Consider the following 18,816-nt stretch of genomic DNA (forward strand, 5'->3'; position numbering starts at 1 on the left):
CGCGCCTTCAACCATGGCCGACCAGTGCGGCAAGTCCGGCAAACGCATTCTGCCGCGAAGGATCGATCGGCGTCGGCGCCACGGCGCGCGCGGGCGGACGTCCACGCCAGACCCACCTCGGCGCGTCCCCCGCCAGGGCCTTGAATCCGAGTTCCGCCATCAGTCGCTCCAGCGACGCCGGATCAAGCCCGATCGACGTCGCCAGCGCCGGATCGGGCGCGAACGGCGTCCGCCCCTGCCGCGAGTCGTGCGCCGCCCGCGCGATCCGCTCGATCAGGTCGACGCGCACCGCCTGCAGCCCCAGCGGGCGGAACCCCGCCTCCAGCACAGCGCCCTCGCTGCCCCGCGCCAACACCGTCGCGCCCTCGCGCGGTGCCGCGATGATCGCCCCGCGCGCGACCGCCAGCACCCGCCGCCAGCGCGCGGCCTCGGGCTTCGTCAGCCGCGGGTCGAACAGATCGAGCGCACCGATCGTGATCCCGATCTTGCGCAGCCACTTCCGCTCGTCGGCGTCGATCGCGTCGAGCGACAATCGCAACGGCAGCCGCGGCACGATCCCGCCCGCCGCCTCGATCGTACTCGCGACGATCCGCAACGCCGACGTCGCCGCGGGATCGCGACTGGCCTCGGCGAGCTTGACCAGGACGCCGAGTCGCCGGCCGAGCATCGTGCCAAGCCAGCGCGCCAGCCGTGCCTCGATCCGCTCCCGCGCAGCCTTGTCGAGGCAGTCGAGCGAGCGATCGAGGATCAGCTTCGGCCGCGCGAACGACGGCCCTGCGCCAAGTTTGGCGACCGAATGCCCCGCCCAGATGATCTGCGCCGCGTCGTCGAGCGCGATGTCGGCGTCGGGCGCATCGACCAGCGATTGCCCGCGCCGCGACCGCTCGCCGGTAAGACGCTTTTCAGCCGCCGCGAGCAGCAGACGCTTGTCGCTCGCCCGCGCGTCCGCCGCCACGGTAAAGCGAAACCCGTCGAGGCGGCCGATCGGATGATCCTCGACCATCACCTCGCCCTCGGGCCCAATCACTACCGGCAGCGCGCCCGCATCCGCCCCGATCTGACGCATCAACGCGGTCGTGCGCTTGTCGACGAACCGTTGCGTCAGGCTGGCGTGGAGCGCATCCGACAGGCGTTCCTCCAGCGCAGCGGTGCGCGCGGCCCAGAGCGTCGGCTCGGCCAGCCAGTCGGCGCGCTGTGCGATATATGCCCAGATCCGAGTCGCGGCGATCCGCCCGGCGATCACCGGCACGTCGCCCGCCACCGTATCGAGCCGCGCGATCTCGTCCGCGAACCACTGGTGCGGGATATGCCCACGCCCCTCGCTCAGATGCCCGAACACCCGCGATACGAAACGCGCATGCGGATCGAGCCCGACTTTGCGGAAATCGGGCACGCCGCACGCCGCCCACAGCCGCGCGACCATCGCCGGGTGCCGTGCGCGTTCGCGGACCCAGCCTTCCTCCGCCAGCCGCTTCAAGACGCCGAGGTCGAGGGCTTGCGGCGCGGCGCGCAAAACACCGGCGGGCGGGCGCGCTTCGAGGCTCGCAATTAACGCATCGATGCTCGCGTAATCAGGCTCGCCCTGACGCCAGTAAAGGTTCTCGAGTCGCGGAAACCGGTGTTCCTCGATCGCCAGCACTTCCTCGGGCAGGAACGCGCCAGGGCCATCGTCCGACAGCGCCCCAAACGTGCCATCGCGCTGATGTCGCCCCGCACGCCCCGCGATCTGCGCCATCTCCGCCACCGTCAGGCGCCGCTGGCGCTTGCCGTCGAATTTGTTGAGGCTGGCGAACGCGACATGCGCGACGTCCATGTTGAGCCCCATCCCGATCGCGTCGGTCGCGACCAGATAGTCGACCTCGCCCGCCTGGAACATCGCGACCTGCGCGTTACGGGTACGCGGCGACAGCGCCCCCATCACGACGGCAGCACCACCGCGAAGACGCCGCAGCATCTCGGCCACCGCGTACACCTCCTCCGCAGAGAACGCGACGATCGCCGAGCGCTTGGGCAACCGACTGATCTTCTTCGCGCCGGCATAGGTCAGCGTCGAGAAGCGCGGCCGGTTGACGATCTCCGCGCCGGGAACGAGTTTCTTGATCATCGGTCGAAGCGCCTCCGAGCCAAGGATCATCGTCTCTTCGCGCCCGCGCGCGCGCATCAGGCGATCGGTAAAGACATGCCCGCGCTCGGGATCCGCCCCCAGTTGCGCCTCGTCGAGCCCGACGAACGCGACGTCGCGATCGGGCATCGACTCGGCGGTACACAGGAACCAGCGCGCGTCGGGCGGCACGATCTTCTCTTCGCCCGTCACCAGCGCAACGCGGTTCGCGCCCTTGATCGCCACCACGCGGTCATAAACCTCGCGCGCCAGCAATCGCAGAGGAAAGCCGATCATGCCGCTGGAATGCGCGCACATCCGCTCGATCGCGAGGTGCGTCTTGCCGGTGTTGGTCGGGCCGAGAACCGCCGTGATCCCGTCGTTCGCGCCGTCGTTCATCCCAGCAACATCGGGGGTAAAGTCTGCGTGCGCAATGACCTGCGCAGAGTTTCCTCGGTATTAACGATCCGGCGCCAAGACCGCACATCTCGCCGCGATCCTGGCGATGCGCACACACCGGTTAATTTGACTTTAGCAGGTTGCGACCACAACGACCGCCTGAAGCCGGGGGGACCGGCACCATCGGGGCGGGCCTGCGTGTATCTTCGTAACGATCAGGGCTTCGAATTGGCGGGCGCGGCACCGGGCCAGGGGTTCGGTCGTGCGCCCGCGTCGTCGTTGCCCCGGCCGACGCGTGCACTGTTGCGCGACCGGGCGATGCGGATCGACTGGGTGCCCGATCTGGGCGCGGCGATCGGCAGTCTCGACTGGTGGCGCGGGTTCGCGACCTGCACGGCGCTGTGTGCTGCGACCTGGATGCTGTCGCCGGGGTTCAAGCCGCTCGTCGGGGCCGTGCCGTCGCCACTCGCCGGTGCGGAGTGGGAGGAGACGCGGGCACAGGGCATCGCGCCGCTTGCCCAAGGCGCGACGACCGGGCGGCGGATGGCGGCGAACGATCTCGTCGCGCCGCTCGCCGATGTGGCAGAGCGCCCCAGCATCGACCTCTCCGCGACGCTCGGCGACGGGGACAGCTTCGACCGGGCGCTGATCCGCGCGGGCGTCGGTCGCAACGATGCCGAAGCCGCTGCGGCGCTGGTCGCGCAATCCGTCGATCCGAAGGCGATCCCGGCGGGCACGCGGATCGCACTGACGCTCGGACGGCGGCCGGACCGCACCGTCGCGCGGCCGCTGGAAAAGCTCGATTTCCGCGCGCGGTTCGATCTGGCGCTGTCGCTCGCGCGCGGGGCGGGGGGGCTGACGGTCGACCGCAAACCGATCGCGATCGACTCCACCCCGTTGCGGATACAGGGGCTGGTCGGCTCAAGCCTGTACCGTTCCGCGCGCGCGGCCGGCGTCCCGGCCAAGGCAGTCGAGTCGTATATCAAGGCGATCTCGACGCGATTGTCGATCGGGCGCGATGTCGATGCCGCGGACAGCTTCGACGTGATCGTCGAGCGGCAGCGTGCCGCAACCGGCGAAACCAAGATCGGCGACCTTCTGTTCGCCGGTCTCGATCAGGGCCGCCGGAAGGTGCAGCTCGTGCGGTTCGCTCCCGACGCCGCGACCGTCGATGCCGACGACGAGTCGAGCCGCGGCGGCTGGTTCGACGCGAACGGCCAGACCGAGCGTCGCGCCGTGTCGGGCATGCCGGTGCTGGGTCACATCACCTCGAATTTTGGCCTGCGCATGCATCCGCTGCTCGGCTTCACGCGGATGCACAAGGGCCTCGATATCGGTGCGCCCTACGGCTCGCCGATCCACGCGATGACCGACGGCATCGTCACGTTCGCAGGGCGCACCGGCGGCTACGGCAATTTCGTCAAGCTGGTTCACGGCGGCGGGATGGCGAGCGGCTACGGTCACATGAGTCGGATCGCGGTGGCGTCGGGGACTCGCGTCCGCGCCGGCCAGGTGATCGGCTATGTCGGCTCCACGGGCATGTCGACCGGCCCGCATCTCCACTGGGAAGTGTGGAAGAACGGCGCCGCGATCAACCCGCGCTCGGTGTCGTTCGCCAACGTCGCGCAACTGTCCGGTGGCAAGCTGCGTGCGTTCAGCGCCAAGGTCGCGCGGTTGCTGGCTGTGCGGGTCGGCGGGTAGCGTACGTTCCTGATGCACTTGATGCACAAATCAAAAGTTTTGTATCAGCTGCTTGGTATTATTCCTCGATCTGAAATAGCGCTTCGACTGGACGATCCAACGTACGCGCAAGCTTAAGTGCAAGCAGCGTCGATGGGACGAAGATACCATTTTCAATCGTGTTGATCGTCTTACGGCTAACGCCGATAGCTTCTGCTAGCGCACCCTGAGTGAGTCCGAGCCGCTCACGCTCAGCCTTGAGGATATTGAAAAGGCGATCACCCACGAGCTGCACGCAATTCCAGCGTGGCAAAACTAATAAGTGCCGCTGCGATCGCTGCGGTTGCGACCACACGCACGGCGTCAAATGCGCTGATAGGAGCCGCTTCCTCTACGGTGATCGCGACAGCAAACGCGGATACGATCGAAGCCCAGAAGCCCGCTGTGCAGCTCATCCGTCGATGTTCTCGAACCCCATCATCATCAAGTAGCCGGGCTACGGCGCTATTAGGTTTCAGCCAGCGAGCGAGCGGCAACAGATTGATTGCCGCTGCGAAGCTCAGTCCTGTCCATATACCTCGCAGAAGATCACTTCCGGGCATTGCCATGCTGACCCACAAGGTCACCACGCTCATCGCGGCAAAAACGTAGAAACTGGTCGCCCGATAACGGCCTTTACGTTCCGCTACATCGATTGCTGTCATGTCGATCTCCATGTAACCCTAGGGTTACATGTAACCCATAGGTTACTAGAGTCAACAAGCCGTTTTGGGCAGATTGATTCAAAAATCACAAGTTCTGCATGCGGCGACAAGTGGCGAAAAGCCCAGCGGTACGACGATGCATCCCACGCGAATCAATCGGGCGTGTTCGACCTCCTTACGCGAAGTCGCCCCGTCCGGTTTTCAAAGCCATACGTCCGTAACGAGACGTCGCTATTTCCCCTGCGCGCGCCAGCGCTGGATCGTGCGGGCGATGATCTGCTCCTCGCCGCCGACGTCGCGCCAGAGTTCGGAGAACAGCGGGTCGCCCGAGGCGGGGCGCTTGGCGTCCTCGAGATCGTCGAACGAGACGCGGATCGGGATCGTCACGCCTTCGCCGCAGATGATGCATTCGCGGTTGCGCAGCGCGGGGATCGAATCGAGGAACCCCCGCGCACCTTCGGGCATCGCGGCGCGCACGAACGCCTGATCGCGATCATTGTTGAGGCGCATCGCGATGATCGTGCCGCACTGCGACAACACCCCTTCCGCGAGATCGGACGGGCGCTGCGTTATAAGCCCGAGCGACACGCCGTATTTGCGGCCTTCCTTGGCGATCCGGCCGAGAATCCGACCGACTGCGGTGTTGGTTTCCTGACTGGCGGGGATGTAGCGATGTGCCTCCTCGCACACTAGCAGGATCGGGCGCTGCGGTTCGTTGCGCGACCAGATCGCGAAATCGAACGTCATCCGCGCCAGCACCGCGACCACCACCGCGGTGATGTCGGACGGCACGCCCGAGACGTCGATGATCGAGATCGGCTTGCCGTCGCCGGGCAGTCGGAAGATCCGACCGAGAAACGCGGCCATCGTATCGGCGACCAGCATCCCCGAGAACATGAAGCCATAGCGCGGATCGGCCTTGATCTCGTCGATCTTGGTCTTGAGGCGGAGATAGGGCGCAGTGTCGCCGGCACGATCCATCTTGCCCATTTCCAGGCTGATGATGTTGGTCAGGTCGCTGAGCAGATACGGGATCGGCGCGTCGACCGTCAGCTTGGCGATCTCCTGGCCGAGCCGGCTTTTCGCCTTCGCCATCAGCAGGCACTTGGCGAGGATGTCGGCGTCGAACTGCCGCGCGGAGCCGCTGCTGGTCAGGAAGACCTCGCAATGCTCTTCGAAATTCATCAGCCAATACGGCATCTGCAGGTTCGTGACGTCGTAGATCGCGCCGTTGGTCTTGAACGCCGCGGCATATTCGCCGTGCGGATCGATCATCACGATATGGCCTTGTGGCGCCAGTTCGCAGATCCGGTGCAGGATCAACGCGGCACCGGTCGACTTGCCGGTGCCGGTCGAGCCGACGAGCGCGAAATGCTTGCCGAGCATCGCATCGACGTATAGCGCGGCTCGGATGTCCCTGGTCGGATAGACCATGCCGACCTCGATATTGGCGCGGTCGCCGGCGGCATAGATCTGTTTCAGGTCGGCGCTGGTGACCGGAAACACCTCGCACCCCGGCATCGGATAGCGGGTGACGCCGCGACGGAACGTGTAGAGCTTGCCGGTCAGGCGCTCCTCGTCGCCCTCGCCGAGATAGTCGATCTCCGCGGCGATGCAGGTGCCGGCGCTATCCTCCAGCTTGAGCGAACGGATGTTGGCGACCAGCCACGACGCCCCAATGCGCATCTTGATCTGGCTGCCGACCTGGCCCGCGGCGGCAATGACGGGATCGGAATCGTCGGACAATGCGACGATCGACGCGCGATCCAGCAACACCCGGCTGCTCGATCCGGCGATCGCATAGACCACGCCGATCGGGGCGGGCGCCTGCGCGCCGGCCAACAGGTCGTTCAGCTGCGTACCGGCAAAAGGCCCGGCCAAAGGTGAGGCATCGTGAAACGCGTTCGAGCCCGGCATTTCCGTCATTGTTCCTGGACCCCGCTCATCGCACCGACGCTATGTCGTCAAAGGCGTAAATATCCGGTGAGGATGGAGAAATTCCTTACAGTTTGCGCGCGATCCACCCCGCCGCCCAGCCGAGGAACACCGACAGCGCGACCGCGACCAGTCCGTAGACCACCGACGAACGCTCCGCGGCGCGCGCGACGAAGCGTTCGAAGCCGGATTTGCGGATGTCGATATCGCGCACCGCCGCCGCCAGCACGCGGCCGTCGCGGATCAGGAACGTCTCCGCGGTGAAGCGACCGACGGGGACGCGGGCGGGAATGGTGACGCGCGCGCGGTACAGCACGTCGTCGGTGATCTCGACTGCGCGCGGCGCTTCGTAATACAGGCCGGCGCGGCGTTTCAGGTCGACGAGCCCCTTTTGGAACCGGTCCTGCGTGTCGGTCGGCGCGCTGGAGGCGGGGGACAGTTGCAGGCTGTCGAGCCCGAGCTCGTAGATCGCCCGCGTGCGATCGTCGACCAGCCGCCCGATGGGCTTGGACGAGGCGATCGCGTAGAAACTGGGGGCGGAGCGATAGCGCAGCCGCGACGCGTTGACCCAGATGCCCGCGACCTTCTCCTTTTCGCGCATCAGGATCGACTGGGTCGGGCCCTTCACGACGACGACGATATCGGTCGGATGCTCGCCGCTCGGCAGGCGGCCGCCGGGATACAGGATCGCGCCGAACAGCAGCAGTTCGGCACCGGTGAAGCTGTAGGCGATTTCGATATTGCGCTGTGACACGTCGGGAACGAGAACCGGCTTGGCCTGCGCCATCATTAGCGGCGCGAGCAGGATGAGCCATGCCGGCTTCAGCGCTTGGGTCCCGACCGTCACGAAAGCGTGACCGAGAAGATCTCCTCGGGCCGCCAGACCAGGCCGAGCAGGATGCGGGCGCCGACCAGCAGCACCATCACCGCCAGCGCGAGGCGGAGATATTCCGGTTTGAACTTGGTGGCGAACCGCGCGCCGATCTGCGCACCGACGACCGAGCCCAGCAGCAGCAATCCGGCGAGCACGATGTCCACCGCTTTGGTGGTCGTCGCGTGCACCATCGTCGCGACCGCGGTCACGAACAGCGTCTGAAACAAGGAGGTGCCGACCACCACGGAGGTCGCCATCCCGAGCAGATAGATCATCGCCGGGATCAGGATGAAGCCTCCGCCGATCCCGAGCAGGATCGTCAGGATGCCGGTGCAGAAGCCGAGCAGCAGCGGCGCGAGCGGCGATATGTAGAGCCCCGATGCGTAGAAGCGCGTGCGGAGCGGCAGTGCGGCGACCAGCGGATGATGGCGCCGCTTGCGCGCTTTCGGCGGGCGTCCGGTGCGCGCGCGACCGATCGTGCCGATCGATTCCTTCGCCATCAGGCCGCCGATCGAGCCGAGCATGACGACGTAGACGATCGCGATCACCGTATCGATCTGGCCGCTTTGCTGGAGCAGGCGGAACAGCCACGCGCCGAAGAACGAGCCGAGGATACCGCCCGCGACGAGGACACCGCCCATCTTGGTATCGACGCCCTTGCGGCGGAAATGCGCGAACACGCCCGAGACGCTGGCGCCGGTCACCTGACTGGCCGACGAAGCGGCGGCGACGGTCGGCGGGATGCCGTAGACGATCAGCAGCGGCGTCGTCAGGAACCCGCCGCCGATCCCGAACATGCCCGACAACAGCCCGACTCCCCCGCCGAGCAGGATGATCACGAGCGCGTTGACCGACAGGTTGGCGACGGGGAGATACAGGTCCACGCACACGCGTTACACCGGAACCCGGCGGCGCGGCTAGGCCGTCTTAAAAGTCGCTGCCGATCGACAGGGCAGGGCCGGAACCGGGACGCGCGGCGCCCGCCACGCGTTCGCGCCAGTCGAGCGTGAGGCGCAGCGATTTGCCCGCGATCGGCACGCCGACGACCAGCGACGGGCCGATGTCGAGGCGTTCGGTGCCGCGTTGCGCGCTGCCCCAGATCCCGACCCCGATATCGATGCGGGCGCCCGCGACATGGCCAAGCGGATGCGTGATCCGCGCGGACGCGTCGACGAACTTTTCGACGCCATCGCGGGCTATGACGCCGGCCTGGCCGTAAGCCTCGACGCGGACGCCGGGTGCGATGTCGGCTGGGCCATAGCCGGCGATGATCCCCAGGGTCGGGCCGCCGCGACCGCCGTCCAGCACGAACCGCTGCTCGGCGATCAGCCGGATCGGCAGCGTGGTGGGTTGCCATTCGACTCCGAGCGCGGCTTCGCGGCCTTTGCCCCGCAGCGGCGCCGCAAGACGCGCGGCCAGTGCGAACCGGCGGCGTCCTCCCAGCGCGTAGGTCAACCGCACCCCGCCTTGCGAGGCGCCGAGCTGTCCGCCCGACAACGTGCCTGCGGGGCCACCGCGAACAAGCAGCCACGCGCTGCCGTTCAATCGTTTTGCGTCGCGCACGCGCGCTGGCGGTGCGAACGGGGACGGTAGTGGGACGATTTGCCGCTTCCACTTAGGGGGAGGCGGGGGCGGAGGCGCCAGAAAGCGGAGATCGGTCCGTTCGGGAATGCCGGATGTCCGCGTGCGCGCCGGGAAGTGCAAGCTCGGCGTCAAGATCGGTGCGACGATAGGCGCGGCGATACGTCTGCCGACCGTGCGCAGCCGCCCTTCCGTCCGCGCCAACACCGTGGCGACGGCATCGGGAACCAGAATCCTGATCACCGCGGGAATGGCGCCACCATCGGGCAGCGCCCGGCCATCGGACAACACGAACGCGATCCTGATCATCGTCCACCCGCCCAGCGCCATCGCCAGGAACCGCAGCGGACGACCGCCCGTCATCCCGCGGCGGCGATGGACTGCGGCGGACTTGACGGGAGCGTATCGGTGTCGGCCGGCCCGGCAGGAAACTCGTGGCGGGTCTTGTCCCAAACCGGCGCCGCGCCGCGCAGCATGCCGATATAGACGATGACCGCGCGCGGTGCCGCGATCAGCGAGACGAGATTGCCGACCAGAAAGCGCGGCAGCGACCACAGGGCCTCGCGCAGGCCATAGCTTCGTCCTGTGAAGATCATCCGCATCGCGAGCCGCCAGATCAGCAGCGCGGCGTTGGCGACGAGCAGGACGAAGGCGATCGGGTGCGGCGCGGGGTAGGGCATGACCGCGCCGATCTGCCAGTGCAGTAGCAGCGCCGTGCCCCATGCCGGAATCGCGACATAGGCGACCGCGAGGACTACGACGGCGAGCGGCGCCCGGCGGTCGCGCATCCGCATCCAGTGATCGGCGAACGCGCGAGGGGATGCCCATCCGGTACGATCCCAGCCGGCCAGCGCGATACCCGTCATCCAGCGGGTCTTCTGTCGTACCGAGGTGGTGATCGTCCCCGGGAAATACGCACGGACCGCGACCACGCCGCCAGCCTCGTCGGTCGCCACCCGCGCGAAAATGCCGCGTGCCCCGAGTTCGGCGAGGCGCAGGCCAAGCTCGTAATCCTCGGTCAGGCTGGTCGCGTCGAATGGCTCGCCGCCGCGCGCCTGGGCGATCATCGCCAAGACCTCGGGCGCGATCGCGCAGCCCGTCCCGGCCAGCGGCATCCCCGCACCGAGCGCCGTGCGCACGATGATCTGCTTGGCATGCGACTCCGCAAACTCGTCGGCATAATGGCCCGACACCAGCCGCGACCCGTGATTGACCAGCGGCAGGACCGGCAGTTGCACCACCTCGTACCGGTCGATCAGGCTGTCGAAGACGCGTAATTCCTGCGCATGGACGACGTCCTCGGCGTCATGGAGGACGATCGCCTTGGTTTTGGCGTCCTCGCGCGCATCGTCGCGGCGCAGCGCTTTCCAAAGCGTATTGAGGCAATCCGCCTTGGTGGTCGGGCCGTCACGCGGCCCTATGACCAGGTGGATGCGCGAGTCGCGCTCGGCTACTGCTGCGGCCGCGTCGATCGTCGCCCGGTCGTTGGGATAGAGACCGACATAGATGCGATAGTCGTCATGCTCGTAGCGCTCGACCGCTGCCGACAACATGCCGCCGATCACCGCCACCTCGTCCCATGCGGCGACGAACACCGCGATCCGACCGACGGTGTGCGGCGGCGCCAGGGTGGCGAGCGTCAGGCGTGGCCGACGCCCATAGAGGATGCGCCTGACGATATAGACAAGGTCGATCAGCAGGTCGTCGATGCCGCCGAGCAGCAATCCGACTCCGGCAAACAGCAAGGTCTCGTGCGCGAATGCGTCGACGATCCACAACGACTCGCGCACATCGCACCCCCGGCGCGGAGAGTATAGGAGGTTGTATCCGTTTCGGTCTCAACCTGATCCGAATCGAATGTTTGCCGCGCGCGGGAATGGGAGAACCTTCGCGCACCTTGCGCGTTAACCAGCCGATCCCTTTCCCCCCTTTCGGGATCGGCGCCGAACCGTTATCGGGCCGGCCGCGCCGATGCGTAGCACGCGGCGCGGCCAAACCGGCCTTACGACGCGCGAATCACACCGAAATTACGGCCGGTCGCGACCGCCGCCACCGGTGTTGCTGCCGTTACCCGCACCACCGCCGCCAGCCCCCGCTGCGCCGACCGTGCCGATGTTGCCGAAGAGATCCTGGAAGAACCCGCGTTCGCGACCCAGCGTCGGCGTCTTCTTGCCGTATGGCTTGATCGAGGCGACCTGATCTAGCCCGCCGCGACGGATCGCGGTGACGGTGCCCTTCTGGTCGAAGCTGATCTGCAACGTGATCTGCGCGTTCGGGCGCGGGTTACGGAACGCGAGGTTGCGGCTGTCGCGCGCGAGATAATACCAGTCGCCCTGATCGAACTGGCCGGCGATCGTCGGCTTGCCCAGCGTGGCGAGCACCGACTGGCGGTTGTCGACGCCCGGCTGAACCGAGTTGACGAGGTCGGTGTCGACCACATAGCCTTGGTGCGAGCGCAACTGGGTGCAGCCCGCGCTCGCCAGCGCGACGAGGCCGATGGCCGCGACTTGGACGATACGGGTGGAAACGACGCTCATATACTCTCCCGGGGCCATACTAAGCCGAGACTGGGTCACGCGGAACACGAGCGAACGCATTTGCATCGGCCGCCGATCGCCTCGATATGCGAGGTTGCGCAGGCAAACAAGCCGAAGCGCGGTTGCGACCTGAAGGACGACGGATTGGGCTGGTTTGGAAGACTGCTCGGCGAGAAGCCGGATGAGGCGCTGCCGCTGTATAATGCGGTGGTCGGTCGGGCGCGCGCGGAACACTGGTATGTCGAGGGCGCGGTGCCGGACACGGTCGACGGCCGGTTCGACATGATCGCGACGTTGCTGGCGATCGTGATGCTGCGGCTCGAGACGGAGCCGGCGGGTGGTGAACCCGCGGCACGTCTGGCCGAGCGATTCGTCGACGACATGGACGGGCAGCTCCGCGAGATCGGGATCGGCGACATCATCGTCGGCAAGCATATCGGCAAGATGATGAGCATGCTCGGCGGCCGTCTCGGCGCATACCGCGAGGGATTGGTGGCGGGCGATATCGCGCCGGCTCTGGTGCGGAACCTGTATCGGGGTGCTCAGCCGGACCATTCCGCGCTGACGCATGTCGGCGAGTCGGTGATGACGTTTCATGCGGGGCTGGCTGCGACGCCGCTACCAAATTTGTTATCTGGAGAATTACCGTGAAGCCCGAGTTCAGCCGCCCCGAACGCCTCGACACGATCGGCGAACGCGAGCGGATCGTCGAGATCTCCGCGACCGAGGACGAGCGCGCGGCGCTGGCCAAGCGGTTCGCGCTGCTCTCGATCACGCGTCTCGACGCGCGACTCGGGATTAAGCGCACCGAGAGCGGCATCGTCGTGAAGGGCCGCGTCACCGGCGCGGCGGTGCAGGCGTGTTCGGTGACCGACGAACCGCTCGACACGAAGATCGACGAGCCGGTCGCGCTGTTGTTCGTCGCACAGCTGGTGTCCGAGGGCGACGAGGTCGAACTGTCCGACGACGCGCTCGACACGGTCGCCATCGAGGGCGGCACGATCGATCTTGGCGAGGCTGCGGCGGACACGCTGGCGCTGGCGATCGATCCGTTCCCGCGCGGGCCGAACGCGGCGGCGGCGCTGGCGGCGGCGGGCGTCATCAGCGAGGACGAGTTCCGTCCGGCGAATGCGTTCTCCGATCTGAAGGCTAGGATGGCCGGGAAGAGCTGAGCGGGTTTGCTGTCTTGGCCTGTTGATGATCGGACTACCTAAACACGCGCACCACCCCGGCGAAGGCCGGGGCCCAATTGGGAAGGTGGTCGTAACGGCGGTCCACGCTACTTCACCATCCGTGCCCAATTGGGCCCCGGCCTTCGCCGGGGTGGCTAGTGGATCGGGATGGTGCGCGTTTTTGGCACCTCCCGCACCCCTTGTTCTCCCGCGAAGGCGGGAGCCCAGTCTGTCTCCCCGCCTTCGCGGGGAAACACTCTTTAATCCGCGTCGGGGCCTAAAGTCGGATCGAGATCGCGGGGGCGGATGAAGCGGGTCAGGCGGGCGGTGCCGGTCGCGACATCCCCCCAATCCCCCTCGAACTGAAGCTCGGCAATGCTCGCCGTCGGATACTTGTCCTCGACCGCGTCGCGCAGCGGATCGGCCCCATCCGCGACCAGCATCAGCACCAGATCCTCCAACCCAGGATTATGCCCGACCAGCAGCGCGCTCTCCGACTCGGCCGGAAAACCGTGCACCACATCCAGCAACGTAGCCGCCGAAGCCAGATACACACGCCGATCCAAGTTCGGCGCGATCGTCCGACCATAGCCCGATTCGATCTGCTCCAAGGTCTCCGAAACCCGAACCGCCGGCGACGCGATCGCATGATCGAACGCCAATCCCAGCGACCGCATGTGCCGCCCCACCATCGCCGCGGCGCGCTTGCCCTTGGCGTTGAGTGGGCGGTCGAAATCGCGCGCGACCGGATCGTCCCAGCCTGACTTGGCGTGGCGCAACAGCGTCAACGTCTTCATGGCAATCCTCAAGCCGGTTCGCGGCTTTCATGCCCTACCGGCGCTGGCGAGGAAAGCCGGCTTGCGACTCGGGCCACCGCTTCTTCGAGCGTGACGCGCGCGATCGGTACGCCCGGAGGGAATGCGCTGAGCAGTCGCGACGGCATCGCCGCGGACAGCATTACGAACACGCCGGAGTCATCCGCGCGCCGGATAAGCCGGCCGAACGCCTGCGCTAGACGCGCGCGGACGAGCCGGTCGTCATACGCCGAACCGCCGCCCGCGAGCCGTCGCGCGGCGTGCAGCACAGACGGTTTCGCCCAAGGCACGCCCTCCATCACCACCAGCCGCAGCGACTCGCCGGGCACGTCGACACCGTCGCGCAGCGCATCGGTGCCCAGCAGCGATGCCCCCGGATCGTCGCGGAAAATATCGACCAGGGTGCCGGTATCGATCGGATCGACGTGTTGCGCATGAAGCGGCAGGCCTTCGCGCGCGAGTCGATCGGCGATGCGGCCATGTACGCCGCGCAGGCGCCGGATCGCGGTGAACAGCCCGAGCGTCCCGCCTCGGCTGGCGACGATCAGCTGCGCATAGGCGTTGGCGAGCGCGCCGATATCGCCGCGCTTGACGTCTGTGACGATCAGCACTTCGGCCTGGCGCGTGTAATCGAACGGGCTCTTCGCCTCGAACCGCGCGGCGGGACGGAGGAGATGCGGCGCACCGGTGCGGGCTTCGGCGACTTCCCAATCGCCGCCGCCGGTCAGCGTCGCCGAGGTGACGAGCGCCCCGTGCGCAGGCTTCAGGACGATCTCGGCGAACGGTCGCGTCGGATCGAGCCAGTGGCGATGCAGCCCGATATCGAACTCGCGCCCCTCGATCCGGTCGACCGCGAGCCAGTCGACGAAATCGGCGTCTACCGGGCCGCCGACGCGCGCGAGCAGCGACAGCCACGACGCCACCGTCTCCGCCCGCCAGCCGATCGAGGCGATCGCGCCTTCGACTCGGGCTCGCGCGGGCGCGTCCATCCAGTCGGGCGCTTCGGCGAGCACGGCTTCGAGGCGGCGGCCAAGCGTGACGAGTGGGCGAACGAGTCCGTCGAGCGCGGCGGCGGCAGGCGCGGCGGCTTCGATCAGCGTGGCGTCGGGTTCGGCGAGTTCGGTCTCCAGGCCGTACCCCGCGTCGCCCGGTTGTTCAGCCCGCGCGTAGGTAAGCCCCCGGACGGCGGCGAGCAGCGTCTCGATCGGCCCGAACGGTGCGCCTTCACCGAGCCGTTGCAGCCAGCCGTCGGACGCCAGTGCACCCGCCGCGGTCACCGCGTCGGAGATCGCCCGCGCTCCCTGCTCGTCATAACTAGCGAGATCGGACAGGCGTGCGGCGAGCCCCCGCCGGCGCCCGCGACCGCTCGATTCGGGGCCGAGGATCCAGCGGCGCAGTTCGATCGTCTCGGCGCCGGTCAGCGCCGTTGCGAACATCGAATCGGCGGCGTCGAAGATATGATGGCCCTCGTCGAACACGTACCGCGTCGGCCGGGTGGCGAGTTCGCGCCCCCTTGCCGCGTTGACCATCACCAGCGCGTGGTTGGCGATGACGATGTCGGCGTCGGACGAGGCGCGGGCGGCGCGCTCGATGAAGCATTTCCGGTAGTGCGGGCAGCCGGCGTACACGCATTCGCCGCGCCGGTCGGTCAGCGCGGTCGAGCCGTTGCGGCGGAACAGCGTCGGCAGCCAGCCGGGCAGGTCGCCGCCGACCATGTCACCGTCTGCGCTGTACGCGGCCCAGCGCGCGACGAGGTGCGCGAGGATCGCCGCGCGCCCCGCGAACCCGCCTTGCAACGCGTCCTCCAGGTTGAGCAGGCAGAGGTAGTTCTCGCGGCCTTTGCGCGTGACGACCTTGGCTTTCCGGATCGCCGCGTCGGGATAGAGGCGCGCGGTTTCCTGGCCGAGCTGCCGTTGCAGAGTCTTGGTGTAGGTCGAGATCCATACCGCGCCGCCGGCCTTCTCCGCCCATAACGAGGCGGGGGCGAGATAGCCGAGCGTCTTGCCGATCCCGGTGCCCGCTTCGGCGAGCACGAGGTTCGGCGTGTCGCGCATCGCGCGCGGCGCGAACGCGGCGGTGGCGGCACCGGCATAGGCGCGCTGGCCGGGGCGTTCCTCCGCACCGTGGCCGGTGAGGTCGACAAGCCGCGCCTCGGCATCGCCGGGCTCGATCGTCACGGTGCGCGGCGCGGGTCGCGGCGCGTGCTCCTCCCATTCGGGGAGCGACGAGAACAGCCAGCGTTCGTTGACCGCGGGCTTCTTCAGACGTTCGGCGACGACCGACGCCCAAGGCCAGCGCAGGCGGAACAGCGATTGCGCCGCCGTCCACGCGCCTTCGCGCTCGGGCCAGTCGCCATCGGTAAGCGCCAGCATCGCCTCGGCCGCACGCAGTAGGAACGGCGCAACCTCTGCGTCCTCGGTCGGCACGTCGAGCCCGGTAACCCGCGCAATCCCCTTCGGGGTCGGCACCGCGAACTGCGCCGGGCGGAGGAACGCATAGAGTTCGAGCAAATCGAGCCCCGACAGATCTGGATACCCGAGTCGCTGCCCGACCAGCGGCGCGTTGAGCATGATGACCGGCGTATCGGCAGCGATCCGGATCGCCTCGCCTCGCCCAATCGGACGCGCGCCGTCCGCGTTCGCGATCCAGATGCCGGCGTGGCTGGCGTAGAGGGCTGGATAGCGAAGCACCGCGAGACCTTGCTGCAATGAGAACGAAAGGGCAACCTTTTGTGCCGTGAACTCGCGTATTTGAATGTGTCGCAGCCAAGAAAGCGCCGCCGCCGATCATGCAAATGCAAACAAGGCCGCCGACTCCGGCCTGTTACGCAACCGACATGAAGCGCGTGCGTTGCGCCTGTATCGATACCGAACTTTATCTACATCATCATCTACATAAACAGGGACGATCATCATGCGGAAGTTTCTCATGGCGCTGAGCGCGCTCTCGCTTGCAATCCCGGCGGCTGCCGTGATCCCCACGGGCAAGGCCGAAGCACGCTCGAAGCGCGAATATCGCGGGCATGACCGCCGTTACCGCGCCAAGCGTTGCCGTCATTCGAGCGGCACGACCGGCCTTGTCGCAGGCGGCGTCGGCGGTGCGGTGCTCGGCAATGCGGTCGGCGGCGGCTTGCTCGGCACGCTCGCCGGCGGCGCAGCGGGTGCGCTCGGTGGCCGGGCGGTCGACCGGACGATCACCGCGAAGGATCGTTGCCGCTGAGTCGCGAGCGGCGGTGGGGGTGACGGACACGAATGCACGCGCTAGTCGCGCTGTATCATGACCGACGAACTCCGCACCGCCGCCCTCGAGTCCAAAGCCTGGCCGTACGAGGAGGCGCGCAAACTCCTCAAGCGTTATCCAAACGGCAAGTCGGGCGACCCGGTACTGTTCGAGACGGGCTATGGACCGTCGGGCCTGCCGCATATCGGCACGTTCAACGAAGTGTTGCGCACGACGATGGTGCGCAACGCCTTCCACGCGCTGAGCGATACGCCGACGCGGCTGATCGCGTTCTCTGACGACATGGACGGTCTGCGCAAGGTTCCGGACAATGTCCCCAACGGCGACATGCTGCGCGAGCATCTCGGCAAGCCGCTGACGCAGATTCCCGATCCGTTCGGCACGCACTCCAGCTTTGCCGCACACAACAATGCAATCCTGCGCGAATTCCTCGACCGTTACGGCTTCGACTACGAGTTCGCCTCGTCCACCGAATATTACACCTCCGGCCGCTTCGACGAGGCGCTGAAGGGCGTACTGCGTCACTTCCAGGGCATCCAGGACGTGATGCTCCCGACGCTGCGGGCAGAACGTCGCGCAACCTATTCGCCGGTGCTGCCGATCTCGCCGACGAGCGGCATCGTATTGCAGGTGCCGATCGAAGTGATCGACGCCGAGGCCGGGCTGATCGCGTTCGAGGATGAGGGCCAGCGGATCGAGCAGTCGGTGCTCGGCGGCAAGGCCAAGCTCCAGTGGAAGGTCGACTGGGCGATGCGCTGGGTCGCGCTCGGCGTCGATTACGAGATGGCGGGCAAGGACCTGATCGATTCGGTCACCCAGTCGTCGAAGATCGCACGCGTGCTCGGCGGCCGTCCGCCCGAGGGTTTCAACTACGAGATGTTCCTCGACGAGAATGGCGAGAAAATCTCGAAGTCGAAGGGCAATGGGTTGAGCCTCGAGCAGTGGCTGACCTACGGCCCCGAGGAATCGCTCGCGTTCTACGCCTACCGCGAGCCGAAGAAGGCCAAGTCGTTGCACATGGGCGTGATCCCGCGCGCGGTGGACGAATATTGGCAGTTCCGCGGCAATTACGCGGGCCAGGACCTGAAGCAGCAGCTTGGCAACCCGGTCCATCACATCCACGACGGCAAGCTGCCGACAGGCGAGCTGCCGGTGACGTTCGGGCTGTTGCTCAACCTCGTCGGCGTGATGGGCGATGCGAGCAAGGAGCAGGTCTGGGGCTATCTGGCCAATTATGTGCCGGACGCGTCCGCGGCCAAATATCCCGAGCTCGACCGGCTGATTGGCTACGCGCTGGCCTATAGCCGCGATTTCGTCGCGCCGACGCTGAAGCGCCGCGCGCCCGAGGGTGTCGAGGTCGCGGCGCTGGAGCGGTTGGACGCGGAACTCGCCGCGCTGCCCGCGGAGGCGAGCGCGGAGGATATCCAGAACATCATCTACGAAATCGGCAAGACCGGCGGGTTCGAGAACCTGCGCGACTGGTTCAAGGCGCTGTACGAGACGCTGCTGGGCTCGGAGCAGGGCCCGCGGATGGGCAGCTTCATCGCGCTGTACGGCGTGGCGAACTCGCGGAAGCTGATCGCCGAGGCGTTGGCGCGGTAGAGGGGCGAACTAGCAACGATGCACCACCCCGGCGGAGGCCGGGGCCCAATTGGGGGACGTTGCTAACTCCCCTCCACGCTTCGTTACTGTGACCTTTCCAATTGGGCCCCGGCCTTCGCCGGGGTGGTGCATGGGGCCCTTCGATTTCGTGAGTTACCTAGACGAATTTGATAGAA

16 protein-coding genes are annotated in these 18,816 nt (G+C 67.1%); 5 read left to right on the forward strand and 11 right to left on the reverse strand.

The features are described 5' to 3' along the window. Nucleotides 1–7: 7 nt before the first annotated feature. Complete coding sequence (locus ASG20_RS14030; RefSeq protein ID WP_056053929.1) at nucleotides 8–2,500, reverse strand: helicase-related protein; 2,493 nt, start codon at nucleotides 2,498–2,500, stop codon at nucleotides 8–10. A gap of 198 nt (nucleotides 2,501–2,698) precedes the next feature. Between ASG20_RS14030 and ASG20_RS14035 the strand changes: the two genes are divergently transcribed. Continuing rightward, complete coding sequence (locus ASG20_RS14035) at nucleotides 2,699–4,201, forward strand: M23 family metallopeptidase (protein ID WP_056053932.1); 1,503 nt, start codon at nucleotides 2,699–2,701, stop codon at nucleotides 4,199–4,201. 58 nt (nucleotides 4,202–4,259) lie between these two features. Here ASG20_RS14035 and ASG20_RS14040 read toward each other — a convergent pair whose 3' ends face one another. The 8 genes from ASG20_RS14040 to ASG20_RS14070 form a co-directional block, all read right to left on the reverse strand. Then, entirely contained in the window at nucleotides 4,260–4,475 is a 216-nt protein-coding gene (locus ASG20_RS14040) for a helix-turn-helix transcriptional regulator (protein WP_269083215.1), read from the reverse strand. Continuing rightward, nucleotides 4,459–4,884, reverse strand: a complete 426-nt coding sequence (locus ASG20_RS19475) for a hypothetical protein (RefSeq protein ID WP_156364334.1) — start codon at nucleotides 4,882–4,884, stop codon at nucleotides 4,459–4,461. Before ASG20_RS19475 ends, ASG20_RS14040 begins: the two co-directional genes overlap by 17 nt. Before the next feature lie 231 nt (nucleotides 4,885–5,115). Next, nucleotides 5,116–6,810: an ATP-binding protein gene (locus ASG20_RS14045; RefSeq protein ID WP_056053935.1), complete on the reverse strand. Its 1,695-nt coding sequence runs from the start codon at nucleotides 6,808–6,810 to the stop codon at nucleotides 5,116–5,118. A 76-nt stretch (nucleotides 6,811–6,886) separates the two neighbouring features. Then, nucleotides 6,887–7,606, reverse strand: a complete 720-nt coding sequence (locus ASG20_RS14050) for a TIGR02186 family protein (RefSeq protein WP_056054789.1) — start codon at nucleotides 7,604–7,606, stop codon at nucleotides 6,887–6,889. A gap of 56 nt (nucleotides 7,607–7,662) precedes the next feature. Then, on the reverse strand, nucleotides 7,663–8,577 hold the full coding sequence (locus ASG20_RS14055; RefSeq protein WP_056053938.1) for a sulfite exporter TauE/SafE family protein: 915 nt from the start codon (nucleotides 8,575–8,577) through the stop codon (nucleotides 7,663–7,665). Between the two features lie 43 nt (nucleotides 8,578–8,620). Beyond that, a complete protein-coding gene (locus ASG20_RS14060) occupies nucleotides 8,621–9,637 on the reverse strand; it encodes a hypothetical protein (protein WP_056053941.1) in 1,017 nt (338 codons plus the stop codon). After that, a complete protein-coding gene (locus ASG20_RS14065; RefSeq protein ID WP_056053943.1) occupies nucleotides 9,634–11,064 on the reverse strand; it encodes a glycosyl transferase family protein in 1,431 nt (476 codons plus the stop codon). The genes ASG20_RS14060 and ASG20_RS14065 overlap by 4 nt, the downstream gene beginning before the upstream one ends. A 237-nt stretch (nucleotides 11,065–11,301) precedes the next feature. Continuing rightward, on the reverse strand, nucleotides 11,302–11,811 hold the full coding sequence (locus tag ASG20_RS14070; RefSeq protein ID WP_121885801.1) for an outer membrane protein assembly factor BamE: 510 nt from the start codon (nucleotides 11,809–11,811) through the stop codon (nucleotides 11,302–11,304). A 144-nt stretch (nucleotides 11,812–11,955) separates the two neighbouring features. Here ASG20_RS14070 and ASG20_RS14075 point away from each other — a divergent pair, with 144 nt between their 5' ends. Continuing rightward, nucleotides 11,956–12,462 carry a ubiquinol-cytochrome C chaperone family protein gene (locus ASG20_RS14075; protein ID WP_236698776.1) on the forward strand — a complete coding sequence of 169 codons (507 nt, stop codon included), beginning with the start codon at nucleotides 11,956–11,958 and terminating at the stop codon, nucleotides 12,460–12,462. Beyond that, a complete protein-coding gene (locus ASG20_RS14080; RefSeq protein ID WP_056053951.1) occupies nucleotides 12,459–12,983 on the forward strand; it encodes a YceD family protein in 525 nt (174 codons plus the stop codon). Before ASG20_RS14075 ends, ASG20_RS14080 begins: the two co-directional genes overlap by 4 nt. A 260-nt stretch (nucleotides 12,984–13,243) precedes the next feature. Here the strand turns inward: ASG20_RS14080 and ASG20_RS14085 are convergent, their stop codons facing one another. Together ASG20_RS14085 and ASG20_RS14090 are read right to left on the reverse strand one after the other, a co-directional pair. Then, on the reverse strand, nucleotides 13,244–13,780 hold the full coding sequence (locus ASG20_RS14085; protein ID WP_056053955.1) for a SixA phosphatase family protein: 537 nt from the start codon (nucleotides 13,778–13,780) through the stop codon (nucleotides 13,244–13,246). An 8-nt stretch (nucleotides 13,781–13,788) separates the two neighbouring features. Then, entirely contained in the window at nucleotides 13,789–16,488 is a 2,700-nt protein-coding gene (locus tag ASG20_RS14090) for an ATP-dependent DNA helicase (protein WP_056054794.1), read from the reverse strand. Nucleotides 16,489–16,711: 223 nt separating this feature from the next. Between ASG20_RS14090 and ASG20_RS14095 the strand changes: the two genes are divergently transcribed. After that, complete coding sequence (locus ASG20_RS14095; protein WP_056053958.1) at nucleotides 16,712–17,017, forward strand: hypothetical protein; 306 nt, start codon at nucleotides 16,712–16,714, stop codon at nucleotides 17,015–17,017. Between the two features lie 57 nt (nucleotides 17,018–17,074). Beyond that, nucleotides 17,075–18,640 (forward strand): lysine--tRNA ligase, encoded by a 1,566-nt coding sequence (locus ASG20_RS14100; protein WP_056053960.1) that lies wholly within the window; start codon nucleotides 17,075–17,077, stop codon nucleotides 18,638–18,640. Nucleotides 18,641–18,816: the final 176 nt, after the last annotated feature.

This window comes from Sphingomonas sp. Leaf198 (assembly GCF_001424005.1).
Taxonomy (GTDB): domain Bacteria; phylum Pseudomonadota; class Alphaproteobacteria; order Sphingomonadales; family Sphingomonadaceae; genus Sphingomonas.

What these genes read in the sequence shown, in the direction of transcription:
- ASG20_RS14030 (WP_056053929.1), bottom strand. Translation starts at nt 2,500, where the DNA reads ATGAACGACGGCGCGAACGACGGGATCACGGCGGTTCTCGGCCCGACC.
- ASG20_RS14085 (WP_056053955.1), bottom strand. Translation starts at nt 13,780, where the DNA reads ATGAAGACGTTGACGCTGTTGCGCCACGCCAAGTCAGGCTGGGACGAT.
- ASG20_RS14050 (WP_056054789.1), bottom strand. Translation starts at nt 7,606, where the DNA reads ATGGCGCAGGCCAAGCCGGTTCTCGTTCCCGACGTGTCACAGCGCAAT.
- ASG20_RS14095 (WP_056053958.1), top strand. Translation starts at nt 16,712, where the DNA reads ATGCGGAAGTTTCTCATGGCGCTGAGCGCGCTCTCGCTTGCAATCCCG.
- ASG20_RS14070 (WP_121885801.1), bottom strand. Translation starts at nt 11,811, where the DNA reads ATGAGCGTCGTTTCCACCCGTATCGTCCAAGTCGCGGCCATCGGCCTC.
- ASG20_RS14045 (WP_056053935.1), bottom strand. Translation starts at nt 6,810, where the DNA reads ATGACGGAAATGCCGGGCTCGAACGCGTTTCACGATGCCTCACCTTTG.
- ASG20_RS19475 (WP_156364334.1), bottom strand. Translation starts at nt 4,884, where the DNA reads ATGACAGCAATCGATGTAGCGGAACGTAAAGGCCGTTATCGGGCGACC.
- ASG20_RS14100 (WP_056053960.1), top strand. Translation starts at nt 17,075, where the DNA reads ATGACCGACGAACTCCGCACCGCCGCCCTCGAGTCCAAAGCCTGGCCG.
- ASG20_RS14060 (WP_056053941.1), bottom strand. Translation starts at nt 9,637, where the DNA reads ATGACGGGCGGTCGTCCGCTGCGGTTCCTGGCGATGGCGCTGGGCGGG.